The organism is Thioclava sp. F36-7, assembly GCF_002020075.1.
Lineage (GTDB): Bacteria > Pseudomonadota > Alphaproteobacteria > Rhodobacterales > Rhodobacteraceae > Thioclava > Thioclava sediminum.
Genome location: NZ_MPZR01000002.1, coordinates 525,124 through 545,297 on the forward strand (window position 1 = coordinate 525,124; position 20,174 = coordinate 545,297).

A 20,174-nucleotide genomic window follows, 5' to 3' on the forward strand; every position below is an offset into this window, starting at 1 on the left:
CCCCCGACGGGGTCATGAAATCCGCCGTTGTGGGGCGGGGGCCGCAGCATTGCATGTCGAGTTGCGCAGATCGTCCGCCCTAATCCTTGCAGGGCGTTGACGCCCCCGCGCCCCTTGCCTAGAGAGAAGGCGCTTCAACGGAAGGTGCGAAATATGGCAAACCCGGACGCCCCGAAATCCTTTCAGGAAATCATCCTGCGCCTGATGAGCTATTGGGCCTCGAAAGGCTGCGCGGTGATGCAGCCTTATGACATGGAAGTGGGGGCAGGCACCTTCCACCCGGCGACGACGTTGCGCGCGCTCGGCTCCAAGCCGTGGGCGGCCGCCTACGTCCAGCCCTCGCGCCGTCCGACCGATGGCCGCTATGGCGAGAACCCGAACCGCCTGCAGCACTACTATCAATATCAGGTGCTCATAAAACCGAGCCCGCCGGACCTGCAGGAACTCTATCTCGGCTCGCTCCGCGCGATCGGGATCGACACCGAACTGCACGATATCCGCTTCGTGGAAGATGACTGGGAAAGCCCGACGCTCGGTGCGTGGGGGCTTGGCTGGGAGGTCTGGTGCGACGGTATGGAAGTCAGCCAGTTCACCTATTTCCAGCAGGTCGGCGGCCATGACTGCAAGCCGGTCTCGGGCGAGCTGACCTACGGGCTCGAGCGTCTGGCGATGTATGTGCTGGGCATCGATCACGTCATGGACATGCCCTATAACGACCCGTCCGCGCCGATCGCGCTGAAATACGGCGACGTGTTCCGCCAGACCGAGCAGGAATATTCGCGCTGGAATTTCGACGTGGCCGATACCGAGACGCTGCTGCGCCATTTCGAGGATGCCGAGGCCGAATGCGAACGTATCCTCGCCTCGCCCGAAGCCGACGATGCGGGCCGCAAGATCATCATGGCGCATCCGGCCTACGACCAGTGCATCAAGGCGTCGCATCTCTTCAACCTGCTCGACGCGCGCGGCGTGATCTCGGTCACCGAGCGTCAGGCCTATATCGGCCGGGTCCGCGCGCTGGCCAAGGCCTGCGCCGACGCTTTCGTGCAGACTGAAGCAGGCGGGGCGGCCACGACCGAAGCCAACGAGGCTGTCGCGTGAATGGTAAGCTCATCGGAGGCGGCATCGTGGTAATCGCGCTCGTCTTCGGCGCGGTGGTCTATTATTCGCAGGAATACGGCTATTACGACGAGATCGCGCCGGGCTCCGACGCGGCGAAAGTCTCGCTGATGGAGCTGGACGGCACGACGCAGGACCAGCTGCAGGCCGAGGGCTACAAGGGGATCGACGCGGACAGCTCGCCCCTGCGCTACCGGGCCTGCTTCGACACCGATCTGTCGATTGCAACGGCGACCGAGACCTACGAGGTCTATGAACGACCGACCCCGCTGATCGGCCCGAAATGGTTCGACTGCTATGATGCGAAAACCATCGGCGCGGACCTCGAGGCAGGCCGCGCGGTGGCCTTCCTGTCGCAACACAATATCCACCCCGGCGTTGACCGCGTCGTGGCTCTTTATCCCGATGGCCGGGCCTATGTCTGGCACCAACTGAACGACGAAGCGGAGAAATGACATGCCCGATCTTCTGATTGAACTGTTCTCCGAAGAAATCCCCGCGCGGATGCAGCCGAAAGCCCGCGAGGATCTGAAGAAACTGATCACCGATGGCGTGGTCGAGGCGGGCCTGACCTATGCCTCCGCCGGCGCTTTCTCGACCCCGCGCCGCCTGACGCTGACCGTCGAGGGGCTGACCGCCAACTCGCCGACGCTGCGCGAAGAGCGCAAGGGTCCGCGCACCGACGCGCCCGAGAAGGCGATCGAGGGCTTCCTGCGCTCGACCGGGCTGAGCATGGATCAGCTCGAGGCGCGCGACGACAAGAAGGGGCAGGTCTATTTCGCCGTGATCGAAAAGCCGGGCCGCCCCGCGACCGAGATCGTGGCCGAGGTGCTGGAGAAGACGATCCGCAACTTCCCGTGGCCGAAATCGATGCGCTGGGGCGAGGGCTCGCTGCGCTGGGTGCGCCCGCTGCATTCGATCCTCGCGATCCTGACCGACGAGGCCGGCGCGACCGTCGTGCCGCTCGACGTGGACGGCATTAAGGCGGGCGACACCACGCGCGGCCACCGTTTCATGGCGCCCGATGTGCTTCAGGTCTCGGGCTACGAGAGCTACGCCAAGCAGTTGAAAGCCGCCAAGGTCATGCTCAACCCCAACGAGCGTGCCGAGGCGATCGACCACGATGCCGCGCAGATGGCCTTCGCCAAGGGCTGGGAAGTGGTGCCGGACAAGGGCCTTCTGGCCGAGGTCTCGGGCCTCGTCGAATGGCCCGTCACGCTGATGGGCGAGATCGACGGCGAATTCCTCGACCTGCCGCCTGAGGTGCTTCAGACCTCGATGAAAGAGCATCAGAAATTCTTCTCGGTGAAGAACCCCAAGACCGCCCGGATCGAAGGCTTCGTGACCGTCGCCAACCGCGAGACCGCCGATCACGGCGCGACCATCCTCGCGGGCAACCAGAAGGTGCTCTCGGCGCGTCTGTCGGATGCCAAGTTCTTCTGGGAAAACGACCTGCGCACCGTTCAGGCGCACGGGCTCGAAGGTATGGGCGCGGGGCTCGACGCCGTGACCTTCCACAATAAGCTGGGCTCGCAGGGCGACCGCATCCGCCGCATCGAAAACCTCGCGCGCGAAATCGCGCCCTTGGTCGGCGCGAAGCCCGATCTCGCCGCAGAGGCCGCCCGCGTCGCCAAATCCGATCTACGCTCGGAAATGGTCTATGAGTTTCCCGAGCTGCAGGGCGTGATGGGCCGCTACTATGCGCAAAAGGCGGGACTGTCCGACGCCGTCGCCGATGCCTGCCGCGACCACTACGCGCCGCTGGGCCCGTCCGATGCGGTGCCGTCCGAGCCCGTCTCGGTCGCCGTCGCGCTCGCCGACAAGATCGACACGCTGACCGGCTTCTGGGCGATCGACGAGAAACCCACGGGGAGCAAAGACCCCTTCGCACTGCGTCGCGCGGCGCTGGGCGTGATCCGGTTGGTGCTGGCGAATGATCTGCGAATTGAGGTTTCCAAAACGATCCGTGTCGGTCTCGCGCTGAACGCCGCAGTTGACACCGTGACTACCCGAGACGACCTCCTCTCCTTCTTCCACGACCGCCTCAAGGTTCACCTGCGCGATGCGGGCATCCGTCACGACGTGATCGACGCCGTGCTCGCCATGCCGGGCAGCGACGATCTCACCCTCGTGGTCAAACGCGCCGAGGCGCTGTCGGACTTCTTCAAGACCGACGATGGCGAGAACCTGATCCAGGGCTTCAAGCGCGCGAATAACATTCTCACGCAGGCCGAGGAAAAGGATGGGGTGGAATACAGCTTCGGCGCCGATCCGAAATTCGCGGAAACCGACGAGGAAAAAGCCCTCTTTGCCGCGCTCGACGCCGCCGAGGCCAAGATCGCCCCGGCGATGGCAGACGAAGATTTCGCCGCCGCGATGTCCGCGATGGCGGACCTGCGCGCGCCGATCGACGCCTTCTTCGAAGCGGTGCAGATCAACGCCGACAACCCGATCCTGCGGCGCAACCGTCTGAACCTGCTTTCGCGCATCCGGCAGATCTGTCTCGATGTGGCCGACCTCACCAAGATCGAAGGCTGATCCTTCCTCTTGGTGTAAATATCCCCGCCGGAGGCGCCCCCACGGCGCCTCCTGTCGCAAGGCCGAAACAGGGCGGGCCAGTGACGCCACGTCTTCTGTCCGAATGTCACACTTGCGAGGGCGGGGAATCAGCCTATCCTGCGTCGAGAGAGAAGGCGCGCTGCAATGCAGAAACCCGTTGAAAACGCTGATTTTGTGACCCTTACGCCCACGGCGTCGGTCGATAAGGCGCGTCACGGCTGGCGTGCGAAATGCCTTCAACGGCTGATCCGGCTCGACCTTCCCGTCCCGAAAACCGTTGCTTTGCCCGCCGAAACCGTGCGCGCGATCGCGTCGGGACAGGTTTTCGACATGGCCGCGATCGCGGATTGCTTCGGGCCGCAGATGCTGGTCTCGGTGCGGCCGAGCCCGGAAAATCCCGAATGGGGCGGGCCGGGCACGGTGCTCAATGTCGGCATGAATGACGATATGCATGCGGTGCTGTCGAACACGCATGGCAGCGAGGCCGCCGACGCGCTCTATCTGCGCTTCGTGCAGCTTTACTCGATCCATGTGGCGCGGCTCGATCCGGACATGTTCCAGCAGGAACCCGGGCCGGGCGCGCTGGAAGCCGCGCTCGACGCCTATGAAGAGGAAACCGACGAGCGGTTCCCGCAATCTGGCGCCCAGCAGCTCGCCGAGGTGCTGCGCTCCATGGCGCGGGCCTGGGAGGGCACGACGGCGCGGCTCTTGCGGCAGGCCAAGGGCGCGCCGCCCGATGCGGTGCTGGGGCTCCTGGTGCAGGAGATGGCGCTGGGGATCGGGCCGGGCCTGTCGGGCTCAGGCACGATGCAATTCGTCGATAGCGTCACTGGCGCGCCGCAGATCACCGGGCGGTTCCGCGGCCAGAGCCAGGGCCGCACCAGCGCGGTCGAGACGCTTTATCTCACGCGGGACCCGCGCGGGGCCTCGCTGGAAGAAGCCGATGGCCGCGTCTTCGACACGCTGAAGGATTACGGCGCGCGCTGCCGGGTGAAGCTGCGCGAAGAGATGCAGATCGAGTTCACCATCGAGAGCGGCAAGGTCCATGTGATCGACGCGGTGCGGGTGCCGCGCTCGTCGCGGGCTGCCGTGCGCATCGCGGTGGCGCTGGCCAATGACGATGTGATCTCTCGCGAGGATGCGCTGCTGCGCGTCGAGCCGCGCGCCATCACCGAGCTTCTGCACTATCAGGTCGATCCGCGTGCGCCGCGCGACGTGCTGGCGCGCGGGATCGCGGCCTCTCCGGGCGCGGCCACCGGCAAGATCGTGTTCTCGGCCGCCGCCGCGCAGGCCTCTGCGGCACGCGACGAGCCCTGTATCCTCGTGCGTCGCGAAACCTCTCCCGAGGATATCCGCGGGATGCATGCAGCCGTCGCCGTGCTGACCGAACGTGGGGGGATGACCTCCCACGCGGCGGTGATCGCGCGCGGTCTGGGCCTGCCCTGCATCGTCGGCGCCGAGATCGAGATCAACAGCCGCGAGCGCCAGTTCCGCGGCCCCAAGGGGCGGCTCTTCCGCGAGGGCGATACGATCACGCTCGACGGGACCAATGGCGAGGTGCTGGTGGGGACGGCGGAGATGCTCGCGCCCGCGCTGGATGACGGGTTCCGCACGCTTCTGAGCTGGGCCGATCTGGTGCGCGATATCGGCATCCGCGCCAATGCCGACACGCCGGAGGATGCGCGCACTGCGCTGATGTTCGAGGCGGACGGGATCGGGCTGTGCCGGACCGAGCATATGTTCTTCGACGAAGACCGTCTGACGGTGATGCGCGAGATGATCTTCGCCGACGGGCCGGAAGATCGCCGCGCCGCCCTCGACCGCTTGCTGCCGATGCAGCGGGACGATTTCGGCGCGCTGTTCGAGCTGATGAAGGGCGAGCCGGTCTGCATCCGTCTCTTCGACCCACCGCTGCACGAATTCCTGCCGCATGACCGCGAGGGGATGCGCGAGTTGGCCGAGGCGCTGGACCGTCCGCTGTCCGAGGTCACGCGCCGGGTGGAGGCCCTGTCCGAGTTCAACCCGATGCTGGGGATGCGCGGCGTGCGCTTGGGCGTGACCGTGCCCGAGATCTACGACATGCAGGCCCGCGCGATCTTCGAGGCCACCGTGGAGGCGCTCCGTCGAGGCGCCGAGGTGGTGCCGGAGATCATGATCCCGCTCGTTTCCGCCTCGCGCGAGGTGGAGATCGTGAAAACTCGGGTCGATGCGGTCGCCGCCGCCGTGCGCACCGAGACCAAGGAAGATTTCACCTACCGCCTCGGCGTAATGGTGGAGACGCCCCGTGCGGCCCTGCGCGCCGGTGAGATCGCCGAACACGCGGCCTTCCTGTCCTTCGGGACCAATGACCTTACTCAGATGACCTACGGGCTCTCCCGCGACGATGCGGGGCGCTTCATGTCGACCTATGTGAACCAGCAGGTCTATAGCGAAGACCCGTTCCATATCCTCGACGTCGAAGGGGTAGGGGAGTTGCTGCTGATCGGGGCTGCGCGCGGACGCTCCGCCCGGCCCGATGTCACGATCTCGGTCTGCGGCGAACATGGCGGAAATCCCGAATCAATCGCCTTCTGCCGGGCGGCGGGATTCGATTATGTCTCCTGTTCGCCTTTCCGGGTGCCGGTCGCTCGTCTCGCCGCTGCCCATTTCGCACTCCTTGCGCCGCGTGGACGATCCTTTCCCTAGAGGTAAGGTCACAGAGGCGAAAATTTGGCCGTTTTTCTCAAATACCATTGGCAAATCTTCGCGCGTCGCGATATGCGATTCGACAGGGACATAGCACGCAAATCACCGTGCATTTTGGCAAGATTCCGCCGTGACTCCGTAGGGGGTCGCGCATTTTTTCGTGAAAACCTAGACATGGATAGCTCGCTCGGGTAAGCGATGCGCCGTCGCGGCTCAATGGGGGGTGCGCGGCGATTGACCTTATCGGAAGAAAACCATGTCACTGCTGAAAAGCTGGACGGGGGGTGCTGCCATCCTCCTCGCCCTCGCCGGAGGCTTGCGTGCCGAAGTCACGGTAAGCCAGTCGAACGACCCCACTGAGGTCGCCGAACAAGGACTGATGTCGGTCCTGTGGACGGAGCGCTCCGCGATGAGCGCGATCGACAAACGACGCGTCACCGCGCTCACCATGGCGCCGGAACGCTCGAAAAAACATGCGACTCTGCCGGAAGTCCTTTCGGCCAAGTGGCTGGCCGCGCAACCCGCTGCCAAGGGTGGCGAGCAGTTCCAATGCCTCTCGCAGGCGCTTTACTTCGAAGCGCGTGGCGAAGGCGTGAAGGGCCAGCAGGCCGTCGCCGAGGTCATCCTGAACCGTGTCGACGATCCGCGCTTCCCCGGTTCGATCTGCGGCGTTGTCCATCAGGGCAATTCGCGCGCCTGCCAGTTCAGCTGGTATTGCGACGGTCGCTCCGACACCGTCCGCAACAAGGGCGCCTACGCCGAAGTCGCGAAAGTCGCCCGGGCGATGATCGATGGCGCGCCGCGCTCGCTGACCGATGGGGCGACCTACTTCCACACGCGCGCCGTGCGCCCGAGCTGGTCGCGCCGCTTCGCGAAAACCGCGTCGATCGGCCATCACATCTTCTACGCCAACCCGGTGCGCACCGCCTCGAACTGAGGCTATGCTTTCAGGGGCCCGCGTCGCGGGCAGGCGATGAAATGACGGTTGAGGGTGGGCTTCGGTCCGCCCTTTTTCTATGCTCGACATGACTGAAAAATTCCCGAGGCGCGCATGAGTTCCGATATTTCCCTCGCCTTCTCGCATCCCGAAGCGCGGGCGGCGGCCTCTGCGCCGACCGACCCCCGCGATCGCATCTCGCTGCGCGACCATGTGGTGGAGGCCGATATCGGCGCCTTCCAGCAGGAGCGCGGCCATACGCAGCGCCTGCAATTCAACGTGGTGGTGGAGGTGCGGCCAACGCCGGAGCCGCTCGAGGACGACGTAGATCGCATCCTCTCCTATGACCGGATCACCGAGGCGATCGCGGCGGAACTCGCCGAGGAACGGGTGAATCTGCTGGAGACGCTCGCAGCCGGCGTGGCAGAGCGTATCCTCGCCAGCCCGCAAGCGATGCGCGTCTTCGTACGGATCGAAAAGCTCGACCGCGGCCCCGGTGCGCTCGGCGTCGAGATCGTGCGTTCCCGTGCCTCCGTCCCGGTCAAAAGCGTCGATGAGAGCGGGGTGGAGGAAAGCCTGCACCCGGTCGTCGCCTATTTGTCGAACGCGGCCATCGACGCGCCGGACCTCGCGGCGCGGCTCGACGTGCTCCAGGAGACGGGCCATCCGGTGATCCTCGCCGTGGGGCTGCCCGATAGCGCCGTGCCCGAAAGCGGCCAGGGGCCCACGCAGCGCCGCATCGATCTTCTCGCGATCGAGCAGAACGCATGGCGGCTCGCGGCGCGCGACCCGCGCTGCGTTGTGGTGGCGACCCGCACCGAGATCGACTGGGCGATGCGCCACGGCCAGATGGTCGTCTGGGCGCCCTCCAAGATCGTGCTGGACGCGACCGACGGCCCGAAAAGCCCCGCGCGCGACGCGATGGCGCTGGCACTGTGGCTAGCCGAGCAGATGGCCGCGACCAGACTGGAAGTTCACGGGACTGTTTCAGCCCCGGCAGGAAGCCGCGTGCCGGTCGAGACGCGCCCGCTCTGAACGGCTTGAACTCTCGGGCGCAATCGGGTGAATGGTGCGCATGGAGAAGCTCTATTATCGACCCGTCGCCCGAACCGACTCCGCCCGTCCCGACACGGCCCTGACCCTCGCGGGGGGCTGGTGCTGGTTCGATGAGGTGGAGATTCTGCGCCGCGATGGCGAGCCAGAGATCATCCCCGCAGCCCATCTGCCCGAAGAGGTGATGGAGCGGCTGTGCACCCCGCGCACGCCGGTCGCCGGGATCACGCTCGATGCGCCCCGGATCATGGGCATCCTGAACGTCACACCCGACAGCTTCTCCGATGGCGGGCGCTTCGACGTCGAGGACGCCGCGATCGAGCGCGCGGTAGCGCTGCGCAAGATGGGTGCCGACATTCTCGACATCGGTGGCGAGTCGACGCGTCCCGGCGCCACGGAAGTCGAGGAAGACGAAGAGATTGCCCGCACCGCGCCCGTGATTGCCGCGCTGCGCGATGCCGATTTCGACGCGCCGATCTCCATCGACACCCGCAAGTCGCTAGTCGCTGATCAGGCGCTGGAGGCGGGGGCCGCGATGCTCAACGACGTCTCCGCGATGGAATTCGACCCGGCCATGGTCGAGGTCGCGCAGGTCTCCGGCGCGCCGATCTGCCTGATGCATGCGCAGGGCCTGCCCGAGACGATGCAGGACGATCCGCGCTACACGGATGTTCTGCTCGACGTCTATGACTATCTCGAAGACCGCATCGCGCTGGCCGAGGATTACGGCATTGCGCGCGAGGCGATCATCGCCGATCCGGGTATCGGCTTCGGAAAAACCGCGCAGCACAATCTCGCCCTGATCCGCGGCCTCAGCCTGTTTCACGGGCTGGGCTGCCCCGTGCTGCTCGGCGTGTCGCGCAAACGCTTCATCGGGGCCGTGGGCGGCGCCGAGGAGGCCGATAGCCGCGCCCCCGGCACTTTGGCCGTGACGCTCGCCGGGCTCGATCAGGGCATTCAAATTCACCGCGTCCACGATGTGGCCGAGATCGCCCAAGGCATCCGGCTCTGGGACGCGATCAAAAGAGGTTTTGAGGAATGAGCAGGAAGCTTTTTGGCACTGATGGTGTCCGCGGCGAGGCCAATTCCGGCAACATGACCGCCGAGATGGCGCTGAAACTGGGCGCTGCGGCGGGCCGCTATTTCCGGCAGGACGACTCGCGCGGCCACCGCGTGGTGATCGGCAAGGACACGCGGCTCTCGGGCTACATGTTCGAGAATGCGCTGACGGCGGGGCTGACTTCGACCGGGATGAACGTGCTGCTGCTCGGCCCAGTGCCGACGCCCGCCGTGGGCTACCTGACCCGTTCGATGCGCGCGGATATGGGGATCATGATCTCCGCCAGCCACAATCCGGCCAAGGATAACGGGATCAAGTTCTTCGGTCCCGACGGGTTCAAGCTCAGCGACGAGGCCGAGACCGAGATCGAGGCGATGCTGGACACCGAGATCCGCCTCGCACGCCCCGAGAATATCGGCCGCGCCAAGCGGATCGACGACGGTCTGGGGCGCTATGTCGAATATGCCAAGACCACTTTCCCGAAGCTGCGCAAGCCCGACCTGAAGGTGGTCGTCGATTGCGCCAATGGGGCGGCCTATCGTGCGGCGCCGGCGGTTCTGTGGGAGCTTGGCTGCGAAGTGATCCCGGTCGGCGTCTCGCCCGACGGGCGCAACATCAACGATGGCTGCGGCTCGACCCATGTCAGCACCTGCGCCGAGGCCGTGGTGGCGCATGGCGCCGATCTCGGGATCTCGCTCGACGGCGATGCGGACCGGGTGATGATCATCGACGAGACCGGCCATGTCGCCGATGGCGATCAGATCATGGCGCTGTTTGCGAAACGCTGGGCTGAATCCGGTCAGCTTTCGGGCGGTGCACTCGTGGCGACCGTGATGTCCAATCTGGGGCTCGAGCGCTTCCTTGAAGCCGAGGGGCTGCGGCTCGAGCGCACCAAGGTCGGCGACCGCTACGTGGTCGAGCGGATGCGCGAAGGCGGCTTCAACCTGGGCGGCGAGCAGTCGGGTCATATCGTCATGACCGACTACGCCACGACCGGCGACGGCCTAATGGCAGGGCTGCAGTTCCTCGCCGCGATGGTTGAGACCGGGCTGCGCGCCTCCGACCTCGTGCGGCAATTCGAGACTGTGCCGCAAATGTTGAAAAACGTAAGGTATCAGGCCGGGCAGGAGCCTCTGAACGCCGATAATGTTGCAAAAGCGATATTGGACGCGAAGACCCGTCTGAACGGTCAGGGCCGTCTTCTGATCCGCAAATCCGGCACCGAGCCGCTGATCCGCGTGATGGCTGAATGCGAGGACGAGGGCCTGCTGGAAGCGACCGTCGACAGCATCGTCGCCGCCGTCGAGGCCGAAACCGCGTAAGGGGGGTCTGCCCCCGTCGCCGTAGGGCGACAATCAACCGAGAATGAGGGGGCTCTGCCCCCGGCCTGCGGCCGTCCCCGGGATATTTTGAAAGAGCGAAGTAGAGGGGGCGTCGCGCCCCCTTTTTTTCTTACCCGCCGAAGAGGCCCAGCCCCAGCCAGATCAGGGCGACCGCTTCGAACACGGTCCAGAGCACGCCGACCCAGCGCCAGAATGTCGGGCCGGCCTCCGCGCGCCAGACCGAGCGGGTCAAACCGATCAACACAGCGATCCGGTAGATCCCCGCGGCCACAGCGAAGCTTCCGAAGAACGCGCCAAGATGGCCCGGCGAGATCAGCGCGGTGAACAGCGCCAGGATCACGATCAGCGGCACCACCACCAGCGCGGGTCCGTAATTCCCGGCCCAGAACGTATCTCCCGGTGCGAGCCGCCCGGCGAAGAGATCGCCGAACCATCTCGGGGTGAAGAATTTTGCGCGCTCCTCGAAGATCGCTTCGAGTTCCTCGTGGTCGGGTTCGGCCATCTGCTTCCCTTTCAATTCGCGGAACTGTGACAAGAAACCCGTAGCCCCGCAAGGCGACGCGCTGCCGCGGTCAGCGTCTGGAGTGACCAAAACGTGACTGAACTTCAAGGCCTTCCGCCGCTTTGGAGCAATGGAGGGGCGATATTTACCGGAGGTGCGTCATGGACCAATCATCCATTTTTCCCACATCAGATTTCTGGCCGCTCGCGATCGGCTTCCTATCGCTCTCGATCAACTATTTCGTCCAGGGCGGCGCGGCCGTCGCGAACGGCCCGAGCTGGTCCGGCGACCCGCTGGCGCAGGAGCGAACCTTGGGGCTTTGGGGCATCTTTCTCGGCGGGTTCGGCCAACTTTTGACCGGCATCTACCTGATGATCGGCCTGACATGGTTTCCGGTCTTCGCCAATGCCGCGCCGCTCTACATGGCGGCTGTCGCCTTCTCGCTCTACGGCATCCACTGGTTCGTCATCGGCCTGCGTCGCTACACCCATTCCGATCCCGGGCCCGAGGCGTGGATGGCGATCCCGCTGTTCGGGTTGAGCGCGATGGGCACGATCTCGTTCTGGGGCAATGGCGACATCCCCGCCGCGATCCTCTTTATCGGCCTGATGCTGATCTATCTCGCCGAATTCGGCGCGCGTTGGACCAAAAGCGAGACGGCGGAAAAAGCGGGCGGCGTGTTCCAGCTGCTCACCGGCGTGTGGCTGTTCTACCTCGCTTGGGGCGTGACGATGAACATGGCCAACGGCGCCAGCTACTGGGTGTAACCCCCGCAAAAAAGAACCCCCGGCGCATAGGCCGGGGGTCCGATCTCGTCGCTGTCGTGCAGATCAGTTGCGCGACTTGTCGACCATCTTGCCCTTGGAGATCCAGGGCATCATGGCGCGGAGCTTCTCGCCGACTTGCTCGATTTCGTGCTCGTCGTTGATGCGACGGGTCGCCTTGAAGAAGGGCTGGCCGACGGCGTTTTCCTGCATGAAGTCACGCACGAATTTGCCGGTCTGGATGTCGGTGAGGACGTCCTTCATGCGCTTCTTGGTTTCCTCGTAGGGAAGGATGCGCGGACCCGAGACATACTCGCCATATTCGGCGGTGTTCGAGATCGAGTAGTTCATGTTCGCGATGCCGCCTTCATAGATCAGGTCGACGATCAGCTTCACTTCGTGGAGGCACTCGAAATAGGCCATTTCCGGCTCGTAACCGGCTTCCACGAGGGTCTCGAAGCCCATGCGGATCAGCTCGACGAGGCCGCCGCAGAGAACCGCTTGCTCGCCGAACAGGTCGGTTTCGCATTCCTGACGGAAGTTGGTCTCGATGATGCCCGAGCGGCCGCCACCGATGGCCGAGCAGTAGCTCAGCGCGATGTCCTGCGCCTTGCCGGTCGCGTCGTTCTCGACCGCGAAGAGGCACGGCACGCCGCCGCCCTTGGTGTATTCGCCGCGCACGGTGTGACCCGGGCCTTTCGGCGCCATCATGATCACGTCGATGCCGGGCTTCGGCTCGATCAGGCCGAAATGCACGTTCAGGCCGTGGGCGAACGCGATCGCCGAGCCGTCTTTCAGGTTGTCATGGACGTACTTCTTGTAGGTCTCGGCCTGAAGTTCGTCGGGCATGGTGAACATGATCACGTCGCACCAGGCAGCCGCTTCGGCGATACCCATCACCTGCAGGCCTTCGGCTTCGGCTTTCGCTTTCGAGGGCGAGCCGTCGCGCAGCGCAACGGCCACGTTCTTCGCACCCGAGTCGCGCAGGTTCAGCGCGTGGGCGTGGCCCTGCGAGCCGTAGCCAAGAATGGCGACTTTCTTGTCCTTGATCAGGTTCACATCGCAATCGCGATCGTAATAGACGCGCATGGCGTTCCTCCTTCTTTTCTGAGGCTGAGAATAGAACGTTCTGCGCGAATATGCGTTCAGAAGTTGAGCGTAATCGCTAAAGAGGATAAAAGTCATTCGCGCTTTTTGGTAAAATCGGAAAAATCATGCAGATCGACGATACGGACCGACGGATATTGCGTCAGATGATGGCGGAGCCGGGTCTCCCCTCGGCCGAACTGGCCGAGCGCGCCGGCGTCACGCCCGCGACCTGTTGGCGTCGGATCGAGAAGCTGCGCGAAGGCGGGGTGATCCGCGGGGAAGAGGCGCTGATCGACTGGCACGCGCTCGGCTGGGCGGTCGAGGTTTCCCTGCGCTTCACCTTGGATAAGACCAACCCGCGCGCTTTCGACGAATTCACCGCCGCCGCGCGCGAGGTCCCGGAAGTAATTGAAATCCAAAGCTTCCTCGGCTCCACCGATATGCGCCTGCAGGTCATCGCCCGCGACGTGGCGCATTATCAGGAGATCTACCGCAACCGCATTCTGACCCTGCCGCATATCGCCGAACTCGACGCCCTGATGCTGATCTCGACGATTAAATCCAGCGCGGAGCTGCCGATATGAGCCTCGATCTCGACGATTTCGACCGCCAGCTGCTGCGGGCGCTGAGCCGCGATTCCACGCAGAGCGCGGGCGCGTTGGGACGCAAGCTCGGGCTCTCTCAGCCCGCAACATGGCGCCGAATCCGTCGGATGCAGGAGGCGGGTGTGATCGCGGGGCGCCGCGTGATCGTCGACCCCGAGGCGCTGGGGTTCGGCGTGACGGTCTTTCTGGGCGTAAAGCTCGCCGCGAAAGGTCGTGTCAGCCTTGAGGATTTCGAACGCGCAGTGACCGCGATCCCGGAGGTGCAACTCGTGCAGCACGTCCTCGGGCTCTTCGATTACCGGCTGCGCGTCACTGCGCGCGATCTGCCCGATTTCGAACGGGTTTTGCGGCGTCGGATCATGACCTTGCCCGGTGTCGGGCAGGTCGAGGCGAATGTGCTGCTCAACGAAGAACGTCGTCCCGGTCCCTTGGGGTGATTCATTACAGTTGAAAAATTGGGCAAATTGCGCGTGAAATGGGCGCAGCTGCCGTTGTGCCTTGGTCAAAGCCAAATCTGCGCGTGCAAGGCATGGACCGCTCCGTCGGTGCGGTTTTGGATCGGGAGGGAGGGACCGATGTTCGACGCGAAAATTCAGACCAAAGCTGCGGTAGAGATGCAGCGTTCGCGCGGCGTGGCGCGGGCCGGTTTCTCCGGTGCGCGGCTGACCGGTCTTCATCAAAGCGGGTCCGCGAAAGCCATTCTGCCGCGCGTTCCGGGCGCGGCAGAAGTGGTTTTCCTGAATACTTCCGGTGGCTTGGCCTCTGGAGACCGGCTTTCCTACAAGACCGATCTGGAAGATGGCGCGAAGCTCGTGGCGACGACCCAAGCCGCCGAGCGCGCCTATCGCGCCGATGGTGATCAGGCGCTGGTCGAGGTGCATCACACTGTCGGCGCCGGGTGCCATCTCGATTGGCTGCCGCAGGAGACGATCCTGTTCGATCGCTCGAAGCTTGCGCGCGACACGACGATTTCGCTGGCCGCCGATGCGTCCTGCTTGATGCTCGAGGCGGTGGTTCTGGGCCGGATCGCAATGGGCGAGCGGGTGCGGGACTTGCAGTTTTTCGACATGCGCCGGATCGATCGCGCCGGAAAGCCTGTGTTTTTCGAGCCCTTCTTGCTGAATTCCAACATTTTGGCCAAGGGCGCGCGCAGCGCAGTGCTGGGCGAGGCACGCGCTTTCGCGACGCTCGTCCTGTGCCAGCAAGGTGCGGAAGACGCGGTGGAGCCTCTGCGCGCGGTGCTCGATGAGCCGGGCGTCGAGGGCGCGGCTTCGGGCTTCGACGGGAAATGCGTCATCCGGCTTCTCGCGCGGGACGGCTGGCCAATGCGGCGACAAATTCTACGACTTTTCAATACATTGCGACGCGGTGAAGCGGCGCCGCGCGTGTGGCAGATCTGAGGGAATACGATGAACCTGACACCGAGGGAAAAGGACAAGCTGCTGATCAGCGTTGCTGCGATGGTTGCGCGCAACCGGCTGGAACGCGGCGTGAAGCTCAATCACCCGGAAGCCATTGCAATCATTTCGGATTTCGTCGTCGAGGGGGCCCGCGAAGGTCGCTCCGTCGCCGATCTGATGGAGGCGGGGGCAGGGGTGATCTCGGCCGATCAGTGCATGGAGGGCATCCCCGAGATGATCCATTCCATTCAGGTCGAAGCGACCTTCCCGGACGGCACGAAGCTCGTCACCGTCCATCATCCGATCCGCTGAGATAAGCTCAGCTTATACAGACCGACCCGAAATAAGTTTTTCTAATGAAAGGCCGTCCGATGAAATTTGTAGCCGCTCTCGCCGTCCTCGCGCCCACTGCCGCGCTGGCCCATCCCGGCCACAGCGCGGGGAGCACATGGTTCTTCCACGACGGTCCGCTGATCGGGCTCCTTGCGCTCGCAGCGGTCGCCTATGTCGGGCCGGAACTGGCGCGCGCCCTGCGTCGCAACAAGGAGTGAGCCGATGATCCCCGGAGAAATCCTGCCCGCGGCGGGCGAGATAACGCTGAATGAGGGCTGCGAGGCGATCACGCTGATGGTCGCCAATACGGGCGACCGCCCGGTGCAGGTCGGCTCGCATTACCATTTCGCGGAGACCAATCCGGGGTTGGAGTTCGACCGGGACGCCGCACGCGGCTACCGTCTGGACATCGCGGCCGGAACGGCGGTGCGGTTCGAGCCGGGCCAGAGCCGCGAAGTGCGGCTGGTGCCCTATCGCGGCTCGCGCGAAGTCTATGGATTCAACCAGAAAGTTATGGGGGCGCTCTGATGCCGGCCACGATCTCGCGTAGCACCTATGCCGATATGTTCGGTCCCACCACCGGCGACCGGGTGCGGCTCGCCGATACCGATTTGATCATCGAGGTCGAGCGCGACCTGACCACCTATGGCGAGGAGGTCAAGTTCGGCGGCGGCAAGGTGATCCGCGACGGCATGGGGCAGAGCCAGATTTCCCGCGCGGGCGGCGCGGTCGATACGGTCCTCACAAATGCGCTGATCGTGGACCACTCGGGCATCTACAAGGCGGATGTCGGCCTGAAAGGCGGGCAGATCGTGGCGATCGGCAAGGCGGGCAATCCCGACACGCAGCCGAATGTCGACATCATCATTGGGCCGGGGACGGAAGTTATTGCCGCGGAAGGGAAAATCCTGACCGCTGGCGGGTTCGACGCGCATATCCATTTCATCTGCCCGCAGCAGATCGAGGATGCGCTGGCGTCGGGGATGACGACGATGCTGGGCGGCGGCACGGGCCCCGCGCATGGCACGCTGGCCACGACCTGCACGCCGGGGCCTTGGCACATCGCGCGGATGCTGCAGAGCTTCGACGCGCTGCCGGTCAACCTCGCGCTGTCGGGCAAGGGCAATGCCTCGCGCCCCGAGGCGCTGGTCGAGATGGTCGAGGGCGGCGCCTGCGCGCTGAAACTGCACGAGGATTGGGGCACGACGCCGGGCGCGATCGATTGCTGCCTGTCGGTGGCCGACGACATGGACGTGCAGGTGATGATCCACACCGACACGCTCAACGAGAGCGGCTTCGTCGAGAATACGCTCGCCGCGATCAAGGGACGTACGATCCACGCCTTCCACACCGAAGGCGCGGGGGGCGGCCACGCGCCGGACATCCTGAAGGTGGTGAGTGCGCCGAATGTGATCCCGTCTTCGACCAACCCGACGCGGCCCTATACCGGCAACACGATCGAAGAGCATCTCGATATGCTGATGGTGTGCCATCACCTCGACAATAAGGTGCCCGAGGATGTGGCCTTCGCCGAAAGCCGCATCCGGAAAGAGACGATTGCGGCCGAGGATATCCTGCATGACATGGGCGCGATGTCGATCATCAGCTCGGACAGTCAGGCGATGGGGCGCGTGGGCGAGGTGATCATTCGCTGCTGGCAGACGGCGGACAAGATGCGCAAACAGCGCGGGCGGTTGCCGGAAGAGCAGGGCGACAATGATAACGTGCGGGTGAAGCGGTTCATCGCGAAATACACGATCAACCCGGCGATCACCCATGGGATGAGCCAGCATATCGGCTCGATCGAGGTGGGTAAGCGTGCCGATCTGGTGCTGTGGAACCCGGCCTTCTTCGGCGCGAAGCCCGATATGGTGCTGATCGGCGGGTCGATCGTCTCGGCGCAGATGGGCGATCCGAACGGGTCGATCCCGGCGCAGCCGTTCTACACGCGCGACATGTTCGGCGCGCTGGGTGGCGCGCGGCATGCGAGTTCTGTCACCTTCGTCAGTCAGGCGGCGCAGGCCAACGGGCTGGCGGCGAGCCTGGGGCTGCAGAAACAGACGCTCGCCGTCGAGGGCACGCGCGGCATCGGCAAGGCGCAGATGATCCACAATGCGGCGACGCCCGAGATCGACGTGCATCCCGAGACCTATGAGGTGCGCGCGGATGGCGAATTGCTGACCTGTGCACCGGCGGAGGTTCTGCCTCTGGCGCAGCGTTACTTCCTCTTCTGAGGAAGGCGTCAGCCGCCGGATACGAGGCGCAGCCCCACGTTGACGGGTCTGTCCCGAACGAGTTCGGGCAGGCGGTGCCGCGTCGGATCATGCGGTCGGGTCTGCAGCGTGCGGGTCACTTTCTCGCGCTGAAAGGCCGGGTCGGCGCGGATTTCGGGCGGCAGCAGGCGCGGCTCCAGCACCTGGCGGCGGCTGGTGACGATCTCCACCTTCGTCCAGCGGCCGAGACAGGGCATGTCGGGCTGGGTAAGATAGGCTTCGCGCAGCTCTGCCTCGCGGCGTTTGAGTTGTGCGATCTGCGCGCGGATCTGGGCCAGCTCGTCCGCGGGAGTGCGCGGTTCGAAGCAATGGTGGAACATTGAAAGACTCCTTTGCTGCAGAGCAGTCTGCGGTCGGAGGTTTGAGAAAGCGTTAAGGGGAGCCGAGAGAATGAGCGATTATCCCAAGGCCGAAAAAGTAGCGCCGAAAGGTGCCTGGCAGGCGGCGGTCGATTATGTGGCGCTGGATTACGAGGGGCGGTTTCTGCGCCGCAAACGGCTGGTTGCGGGCTCGGGCGCGGGATTTCTGGTGGATCTGCCGGAGGTGACGAACCTCACGGGCGGCGAGGCCTTCGTGCTGGAAGACAGGCGGTTCATCGAGGTGCGCCCGGCGCTGGAGCCGGTGCTGGTGGTGAGGGGCGATCTGACGCGGCTGGCCTGGCATATCGGCAACCGTCATACGCCGTGCCAGATCGAGGCGGAGCGGCTGGTGATCCGGGCCGATCATGTGCTGGAAGCGATGCTGAAGCAGCTGGGGGCGGAGGTTTCGCCCGCGGTCGAGACCTTCCAGCCTGAGGGCGGCGCCTACGGGATGGGGCGCACGATGGGGCATGAGCACGGGCATTCGCGTCACCATGGGCATTCCCATTCGCATGACCACGACCATTCGCACAGCCACGACCATCACCACGACCATGCCTGATCCGACCGCCTCCCTCTCGCTGATGCAATGGCTCTCCCCGGCCTTTCCGACCGGGGCGTTCGCCTATTCGCACGGGCTGGAGCAGGCGGTGGCGGCGGGCGAGATCGGGGACGCGGCGGGGTTCGCGATTTGGCTGGGGGATGTGTTGGAGCATGGCGCGGGCTGGTCGGATGCGGTGCTGCTGGCCTGCGGGCTGCGCGGCGGCGATCTCGACGAGCTGGACGCGTTGGGCCGTGCGATGGCGGGCTCGGCCGAGCGGCTGCGCGAGACGGCGGAGCAGGGGGCGGCCTTCACGCTGGCGCAGGCGGGGTTGCGGGGCGTCGAGCTGCCGCCGCGGATCTTGCCGGTCGCACTGGCGGAAGCGGCCCGGAATTTGGATATGCCCGCCGCGCAGGTGATTTCACTTTTCCAACATTCTTTCGCGTCGAACCTGGTCTCGGCGGCGATCCGGCTTGTCCCTTTGGGGCAAATCGCGGGACATACGGTTCTGAGCGAGCTGCACGGAAAAATCGCCGAGATCGCGGCACGCGCGGCGCAGGCGGAACTGACTGACCTGAGCTTCAGCGCCTTTCGCGCCGAGGTTTCGGCCATGAAACACGAGACGCTCGATGTGCGTCTCTTCAAGACTTGAGGTGAGGATATGGGCAACGGACCTTTGCGCGTGGGAATTGGCGGACCGGTGGGCGTGGGCAAGACCACGCTGACCGAGCAGCTGGCGCGGGCCTTGGCGTCGCGCGTGTCGATGGCGGTTGTGACGAACGACATCTATACGCGCGAGGATGCCGAGGCGCTGATGCGCGCGCAGGTGCTGCCGGGCGAGCGTATTCGCGGCGTCGAGACGGGGGGCTGCCCGCATACGGCGATCCGCGAGGATGCGTCGATCAATCTGGCGGCCATCGCCGATCTGACCGCGAAACTCCCAGATCTGGAACTGGTACTGATCGAGAGCGGCGGCGACAATCTGGCCGCGACCTTCTCGCCCGAGCTGGCCGATCTGACGATCTATGTGATCGACACGGCGGCGGGACAGGACATCCCGCGCAAGCGGGGGCCGGGGCTGACGAAGTCGGATCTTCTGGTGGTGAACAAAGTGGACCTCGCGCCGCATGTGGGGGTCGATCTGGCGCAGCTCGAGGCGGATACGCAAACCGCGCGTGGGTCGAAACCCTATGTCATGGCGCGACTGCGCCAAGGTGCGGGCATCGAGGAGATCGTCGCGTTTCTCGAGCGCGAGGGTGGTTTGGCGCTGAAAGCGATTCCGGCCTGATGACGAAATAGTTGCTCATTAATTGGGCAAAAACTTACGAATTGTGCGAAAACTTCGGCAGGCCCGCCCATTCGGCGGGTTTTTTGCTGCGTGGAGCCGGAAATTTTTGCCGCATCGCAGCGCGAGGGATTGGATGTCGGAGGCGCTCGGCTGTGCGCCCCTGGTCGGAGGGATGGCCTCGACCGTTACCAATAGTGGAGGTTCGGCACCTGCAGAATGAGCCCATCAAGGGCCGCGCAGGGTCGACGCTAACGAGGGAAATGA

At 64.8% G+C, this 20,174-nt stretch carries 22 protein-coding genes; 19 read left to right on the forward strand and 3 right to left on the reverse strand.

Features of this window, described 5'->3' with window-relative positions; translation table 11 throughout:
• Window positions 1-153 precede the first annotated feature (153 nt).
• The 8 genes from BMI89_RS05340 to glmM all read left to right on the forward strand — a co-directional run bounded on the left by BMI89_RS05340 (window position 154) and on the right by glmM (window position 10,735).
• Complete coding sequence (locus BMI89_RS05340) at window positions 154-1,101, forward strand: glycine--tRNA ligase subunit alpha (RefSeq protein WP_078570106.1); 948 nt, start codon at window positions 154-156, stop codon at window positions 1,099-1,101.
• Window positions 1,098-1,574 carry a DUF6446 family protein gene (locus BMI89_RS05345; RefSeq protein ID WP_078570107.1) on the forward strand — a complete coding sequence of 159 codons (477 nt, stop codon included), beginning with the start codon at window positions 1,098-1,100 and terminating at the stop codon, window positions 1,572-1,574. The genes BMI89_RS05340 and BMI89_RS05345 overlap by 4 nt, the downstream gene beginning before the upstream one ends.
• Window position 1,575: 1 nt before the next feature.
• Entirely contained in the window at window positions 1,576-3,657 is a 2,082-nt protein-coding gene (glyS, locus tag BMI89_RS05350) for a glycine--tRNA ligase subunit beta (RefSeq protein WP_078570108.1), read from the forward strand.
• 165 nt (window positions 3,658-3,822) lie between these two features.
• Window positions 3,823-6,363: a putative PEP-binding protein gene (locus BMI89_RS05355; protein ID WP_078541859.1), complete on the forward strand. Its 2,541-nt coding sequence runs from the start codon at window positions 3,823-3,825 to the stop codon at window positions 6,361-6,363.
• A 256-nt stretch (window positions 6,364-6,619) separates the two neighbouring features.
• Window positions 6,620-7,300, forward strand: coding sequence for a cell wall hydrolase (locus BMI89_RS05360; protein WP_078541858.1), 681 nt, complete (start codon window positions 6,620-6,622; stop codon window positions 7,298-7,300).
• A 114-nt stretch (window positions 7,301-7,414) separates the two neighbouring features.
• Window positions 7,415-8,335: a dihydroneopterin aldolase gene (locus tag BMI89_RS05365; RefSeq protein WP_078570109.1), complete on the forward strand. Its 921-nt coding sequence runs from the start codon at window positions 7,415-7,417 to the stop codon at window positions 8,333-8,335.
• Between the two features lie 40 nt (window positions 8,336-8,375).
• Entirely contained in the window at window positions 8,376-9,395 is a 1,020-nt protein-coding gene (folP, locus tag BMI89_RS05370; protein ID WP_078520580.1) for a dihydropteroate synthase, read from the forward strand.
• Complete coding sequence (gene glmM / locus BMI89_RS05375) at window positions 9,392-10,735, forward strand: phosphoglucosamine mutase (protein WP_078570110.1); 1,344 nt, start codon at window positions 9,392-9,394, stop codon at window positions 10,733-10,735. Before folP ends, glmM begins: the two co-directional genes overlap by 4 nt.
• Before the next feature lie 130 nt (window positions 10,736-10,865).
• Here glmM and BMI89_RS05380 read toward each other — a convergent pair whose 3' ends face one another.
• Window positions 10,866-11,258, reverse strand: coding sequence for a hypothetical protein (locus BMI89_RS05380; RefSeq protein ID WP_078520270.1), 393 nt, complete (start codon window positions 11,256-11,258; stop codon window positions 10,866-10,868).
• 161 nt (window positions 11,259-11,419) lie between these two features.
• On the opposite strand from BMI89_RS05380, the gene BMI89_RS05385 reads away from it, so the two are divergent.
• Window positions 11,420-12,025 carry a hypothetical protein gene (locus tag BMI89_RS05385; protein WP_078548034.1) on the forward strand — a complete coding sequence of 202 codons (606 nt, stop codon included), beginning with the start codon at window positions 11,420-11,422 and terminating at the stop codon, window positions 12,023-12,025.
• A 63-nt stretch (window positions 12,026-12,088) separates the two neighbouring features.
• Here BMI89_RS05385 and ilvC read toward each other — a convergent pair whose 3' ends face one another.
• Complete coding sequence (ilvC, locus tag BMI89_RS05390) at window positions 12,089-13,207, reverse strand: ketol-acid reductoisomerase (RefSeq protein ID WP_281478199.1); 1,119 nt, start codon at window positions 13,205-13,207, stop codon at window positions 12,089-12,091.
• A 29-nt stretch (window positions 13,208-13,236) separates the two neighbouring features.
• Here ilvC and BMI89_RS05395 point away from each other — a divergent pair, with 29 nt between their 5' ends.
• From BMI89_RS05395 to ureC, 7 genes are all read left to right on the forward strand, one after another.
• Window positions 13,237-13,695: an Lrp/AsnC family transcriptional regulator gene (locus tag BMI89_RS05395; RefSeq protein WP_078570111.1), complete on the forward strand. Its 459-nt coding sequence runs from the start codon at window positions 13,237-13,239 to the stop codon at window positions 13,693-13,695.
• Window positions 13,692-14,153, forward strand: a complete 462-nt coding sequence (locus tag BMI89_RS05400) for an Lrp/AsnC family transcriptional regulator (protein WP_078520267.1) — start codon at window positions 13,692-13,694, stop codon at window positions 14,151-14,153. The genes BMI89_RS05395 and BMI89_RS05400 overlap by 4 nt, the downstream gene beginning before the upstream one ends.
• A 177-nt stretch (window positions 14,154-14,330) precedes the next feature.
• Complete coding sequence (locus BMI89_RS05405; protein WP_348638851.1) at window positions 14,331-15,116, forward strand: urease accessory protein UreD; 786 nt, start codon at window positions 14,331-14,333, stop codon at window positions 15,114-15,116.
• Between the two features lie 9 nt (window positions 15,117-15,125).
• Window positions 15,126-15,428, forward strand: a complete 303-nt coding sequence (locus BMI89_RS05410) for an urease subunit gamma (RefSeq protein ID WP_075776945.1) — start codon at window positions 15,126-15,128, stop codon at window positions 15,426-15,428.
• Between the two features lie 59 nt (window positions 15,429-15,487).
• Window positions 15,488-15,667, forward strand: a complete 180-nt coding sequence (locus BMI89_RS05415) for a hypothetical protein (protein ID WP_134330715.1) — start codon at window positions 15,488-15,490, stop codon at window positions 15,665-15,667.
• A 4-nt stretch (window positions 15,668-15,671) separates the two neighbouring features.
• A complete protein-coding gene (locus BMI89_RS05420; RefSeq protein ID WP_078520264.1) occupies window positions 15,672-15,977 on the forward strand; it encodes an urease subunit beta in 306 nt (101 codons plus the stop codon).
• Window positions 15,977-17,683 carry an urease subunit alpha gene (gene ureC, locus BMI89_RS05425; RefSeq protein WP_078570113.1) on the forward strand — a complete coding sequence of 569 codons (1,707 nt, stop codon included), beginning with the start codon at window positions 15,977-15,979 and terminating at the stop codon, window positions 17,681-17,683. Before BMI89_RS05420 ends, ureC begins: the two co-directional genes overlap by 1 nt.
• 8 nt (window positions 17,684-17,691) lie before the next feature.
• On the opposite strand, the gene BMI89_RS05430 is transcribed toward ureC, so the two are convergent.
• Window positions 17,692-18,042 (reverse strand): hypothetical protein, encoded by a 351-nt coding sequence (locus tag BMI89_RS05430; protein ID WP_078570114.1) that lies wholly within the window; start codon window positions 18,040-18,042, stop codon window positions 17,692-17,694.
• A gap of 70 nt (window positions 18,043-18,112) precedes the next feature.
• Here BMI89_RS05430 and BMI89_RS05435 point away from each other — a divergent pair, with 70 nt between their 5' ends.
• The 3 genes from BMI89_RS05435 to ureG are packed head-to-tail and all read left to right on the forward strand — an operon-like array spanning window position 18,113 to window position 19,910.
• On the forward strand, window positions 18,113-18,643 hold the full coding sequence (locus BMI89_RS05435; protein WP_078570115.1) for an urease accessory protein UreE: 531 nt from the start codon (window positions 18,113-18,115) through the stop codon (window positions 18,641-18,643).
• On the forward strand, window positions 18,636-19,274 hold the full coding sequence (locus BMI89_RS05440; RefSeq protein WP_078570116.1) for an urease accessory UreF family protein: 639 nt from the start codon (window positions 18,636-18,638) through the stop codon (window positions 19,272-19,274). Before BMI89_RS05435 ends, BMI89_RS05440 begins: the two co-directional genes overlap by 8 nt.
• A 9-nt stretch (window positions 19,275-19,283) precedes the next feature.
• Entirely contained in the window at window positions 19,284-19,910 is a 627-nt protein-coding gene (gene ureG / locus BMI89_RS05445; RefSeq protein ID WP_078570117.1) for an urease accessory protein UreG, read from the forward strand.
• Window positions 19,911-20,174 lie beyond the last annotated feature (264 nt).

Excerpts from the sequence above, each read along its gene's own strand:
- BMI89_RS05355 (WP_078541859.1), top strand. The coding sequence starts at position 3,823 with ATGCAGAAACCCGTTGAAAACGCTGATTTTGTGACCCTTACGCCCACG.
- BMI89_RS05340 (WP_078570106.1), top strand. The coding sequence starts at position 154 with ATGGCAAACCCGGACGCCCCGAAATCCTTTCAGGAAATCATCCTGCGC.
- BMI89_RS05380 (WP_078520270.1), bottom strand. The coding sequence starts at position 11,258 with ATGGCCGAACCCGACCACGAGGAACTCGAAGCGATCTTCGAGGAGCGC.
- BMI89_RS05430 (WP_078570114.1), bottom strand. The coding sequence starts at position 18,042 with ATGTTCCACCATTGCTTCGAACCGCGCACTCCCGCGGACGAGCTGGCC.
- ureG (WP_078570117.1), top strand. The coding sequence starts at position 19,284 with ATGGGCAACGGACCTTTGCGCGTGGGAATTGGCGGACCGGTGGGCGTG.
- BMI89_RS05405 (WP_348638851.1), top strand. The coding sequence starts at position 14,331 with ATGCAGCGTTCGCGCGGCGTGGCGCGGGCCGGTTTCTCCGGTGCGCGG.
- BMI89_RS05385 (WP_078548034.1), top strand. The coding sequence starts at position 11,420 with ATGGACCAATCATCCATTTTTCCCACATCAGATTTCTGGCCGCTCGCG.
- ureC (WP_078570113.1), top strand. The coding sequence starts at position 15,977 with ATGCCGGCCACGATCTCGCGTAGCACCTATGCCGATATGTTCGGTCCC.
- BMI89_RS05415 (WP_134330715.1), top strand. The coding sequence starts at position 15,488 with ATGAAATTTGTAGCCGCTCTCGCCGTCCTCGCGCCCACTGCCGCGCTG.
- BMI89_RS05365 (WP_078570109.1), top strand. The coding sequence starts at position 7,415 with ATGAGTTCCGATATTTCCCTCGCCTTCTCGCATCCCGAAGCGCGGGCG.
- ilvC (WP_281478199.1), bottom strand. The coding sequence starts at position 13,207 with ATGACTTTTATCCTCTTTAGCGATTACGCTCAACTTCTGAACGCATAT.
- BMI89_RS05400 (WP_078520267.1), top strand. The coding sequence starts at position 13,692 with ATGAGCCTCGATCTCGACGATTTCGACCGCCAGCTGCTGCGGGCGCTG.
- BMI89_RS05440 (WP_078570116.1), top strand. The coding sequence starts at position 18,636 with ATGCCTGATCCGACCGCCTCCCTCTCGCTGATGCAATGGCTCTCCCCG.
- BMI89_RS05395 (WP_078570111.1), top strand. The coding sequence starts at position 13,237 with ATGCAGATCGACGATACGGACCGACGGATATTGCGTCAGATGATGGCG.
- BMI89_RS05410 (WP_075776945.1), top strand. The coding sequence starts at position 15,126 with ATGAACCTGACACCGAGGGAAAAGGACAAGCTGCTGATCAGCGTTGCT.
- BMI89_RS05435 (WP_078570115.1), top strand. The coding sequence starts at position 18,113 with ATGAGCGATTATCCCAAGGCCGAAAAAGTAGCGCCGAAAGGTGCCTGG.
- glmM (WP_078570110.1), top strand. The coding sequence starts at position 9,392 with ATGAGCAGGAAGCTTTTTGGCACTGATGGTGTCCGCGGCGAGGCCAAT.
- folP (WP_078520580.1), top strand. The coding sequence starts at position 8,376 with ATGGAGAAGCTCTATTATCGACCCGTCGCCCGAACCGACTCCGCCCGT.
- BMI89_RS05360 (WP_078541858.1), top strand. The coding sequence starts at position 6,620 with ATGTCACTGCTGAAAAGCTGGACGGGGGGTGCTGCCATCCTCCTCGCC.
- glyS (WP_078570108.1), top strand. The coding sequence starts at position 1,576 with ATGCCCGATCTTCTGATTGAACTGTTCTCCGAAGAAATCCCCGCGCGG.
- BMI89_RS05420 (WP_078520264.1), top strand. The coding sequence starts at position 15,672 with ATGATCCCCGGAGAAATCCTGCCCGCGGCGGGCGAGATAACGCTGAAT.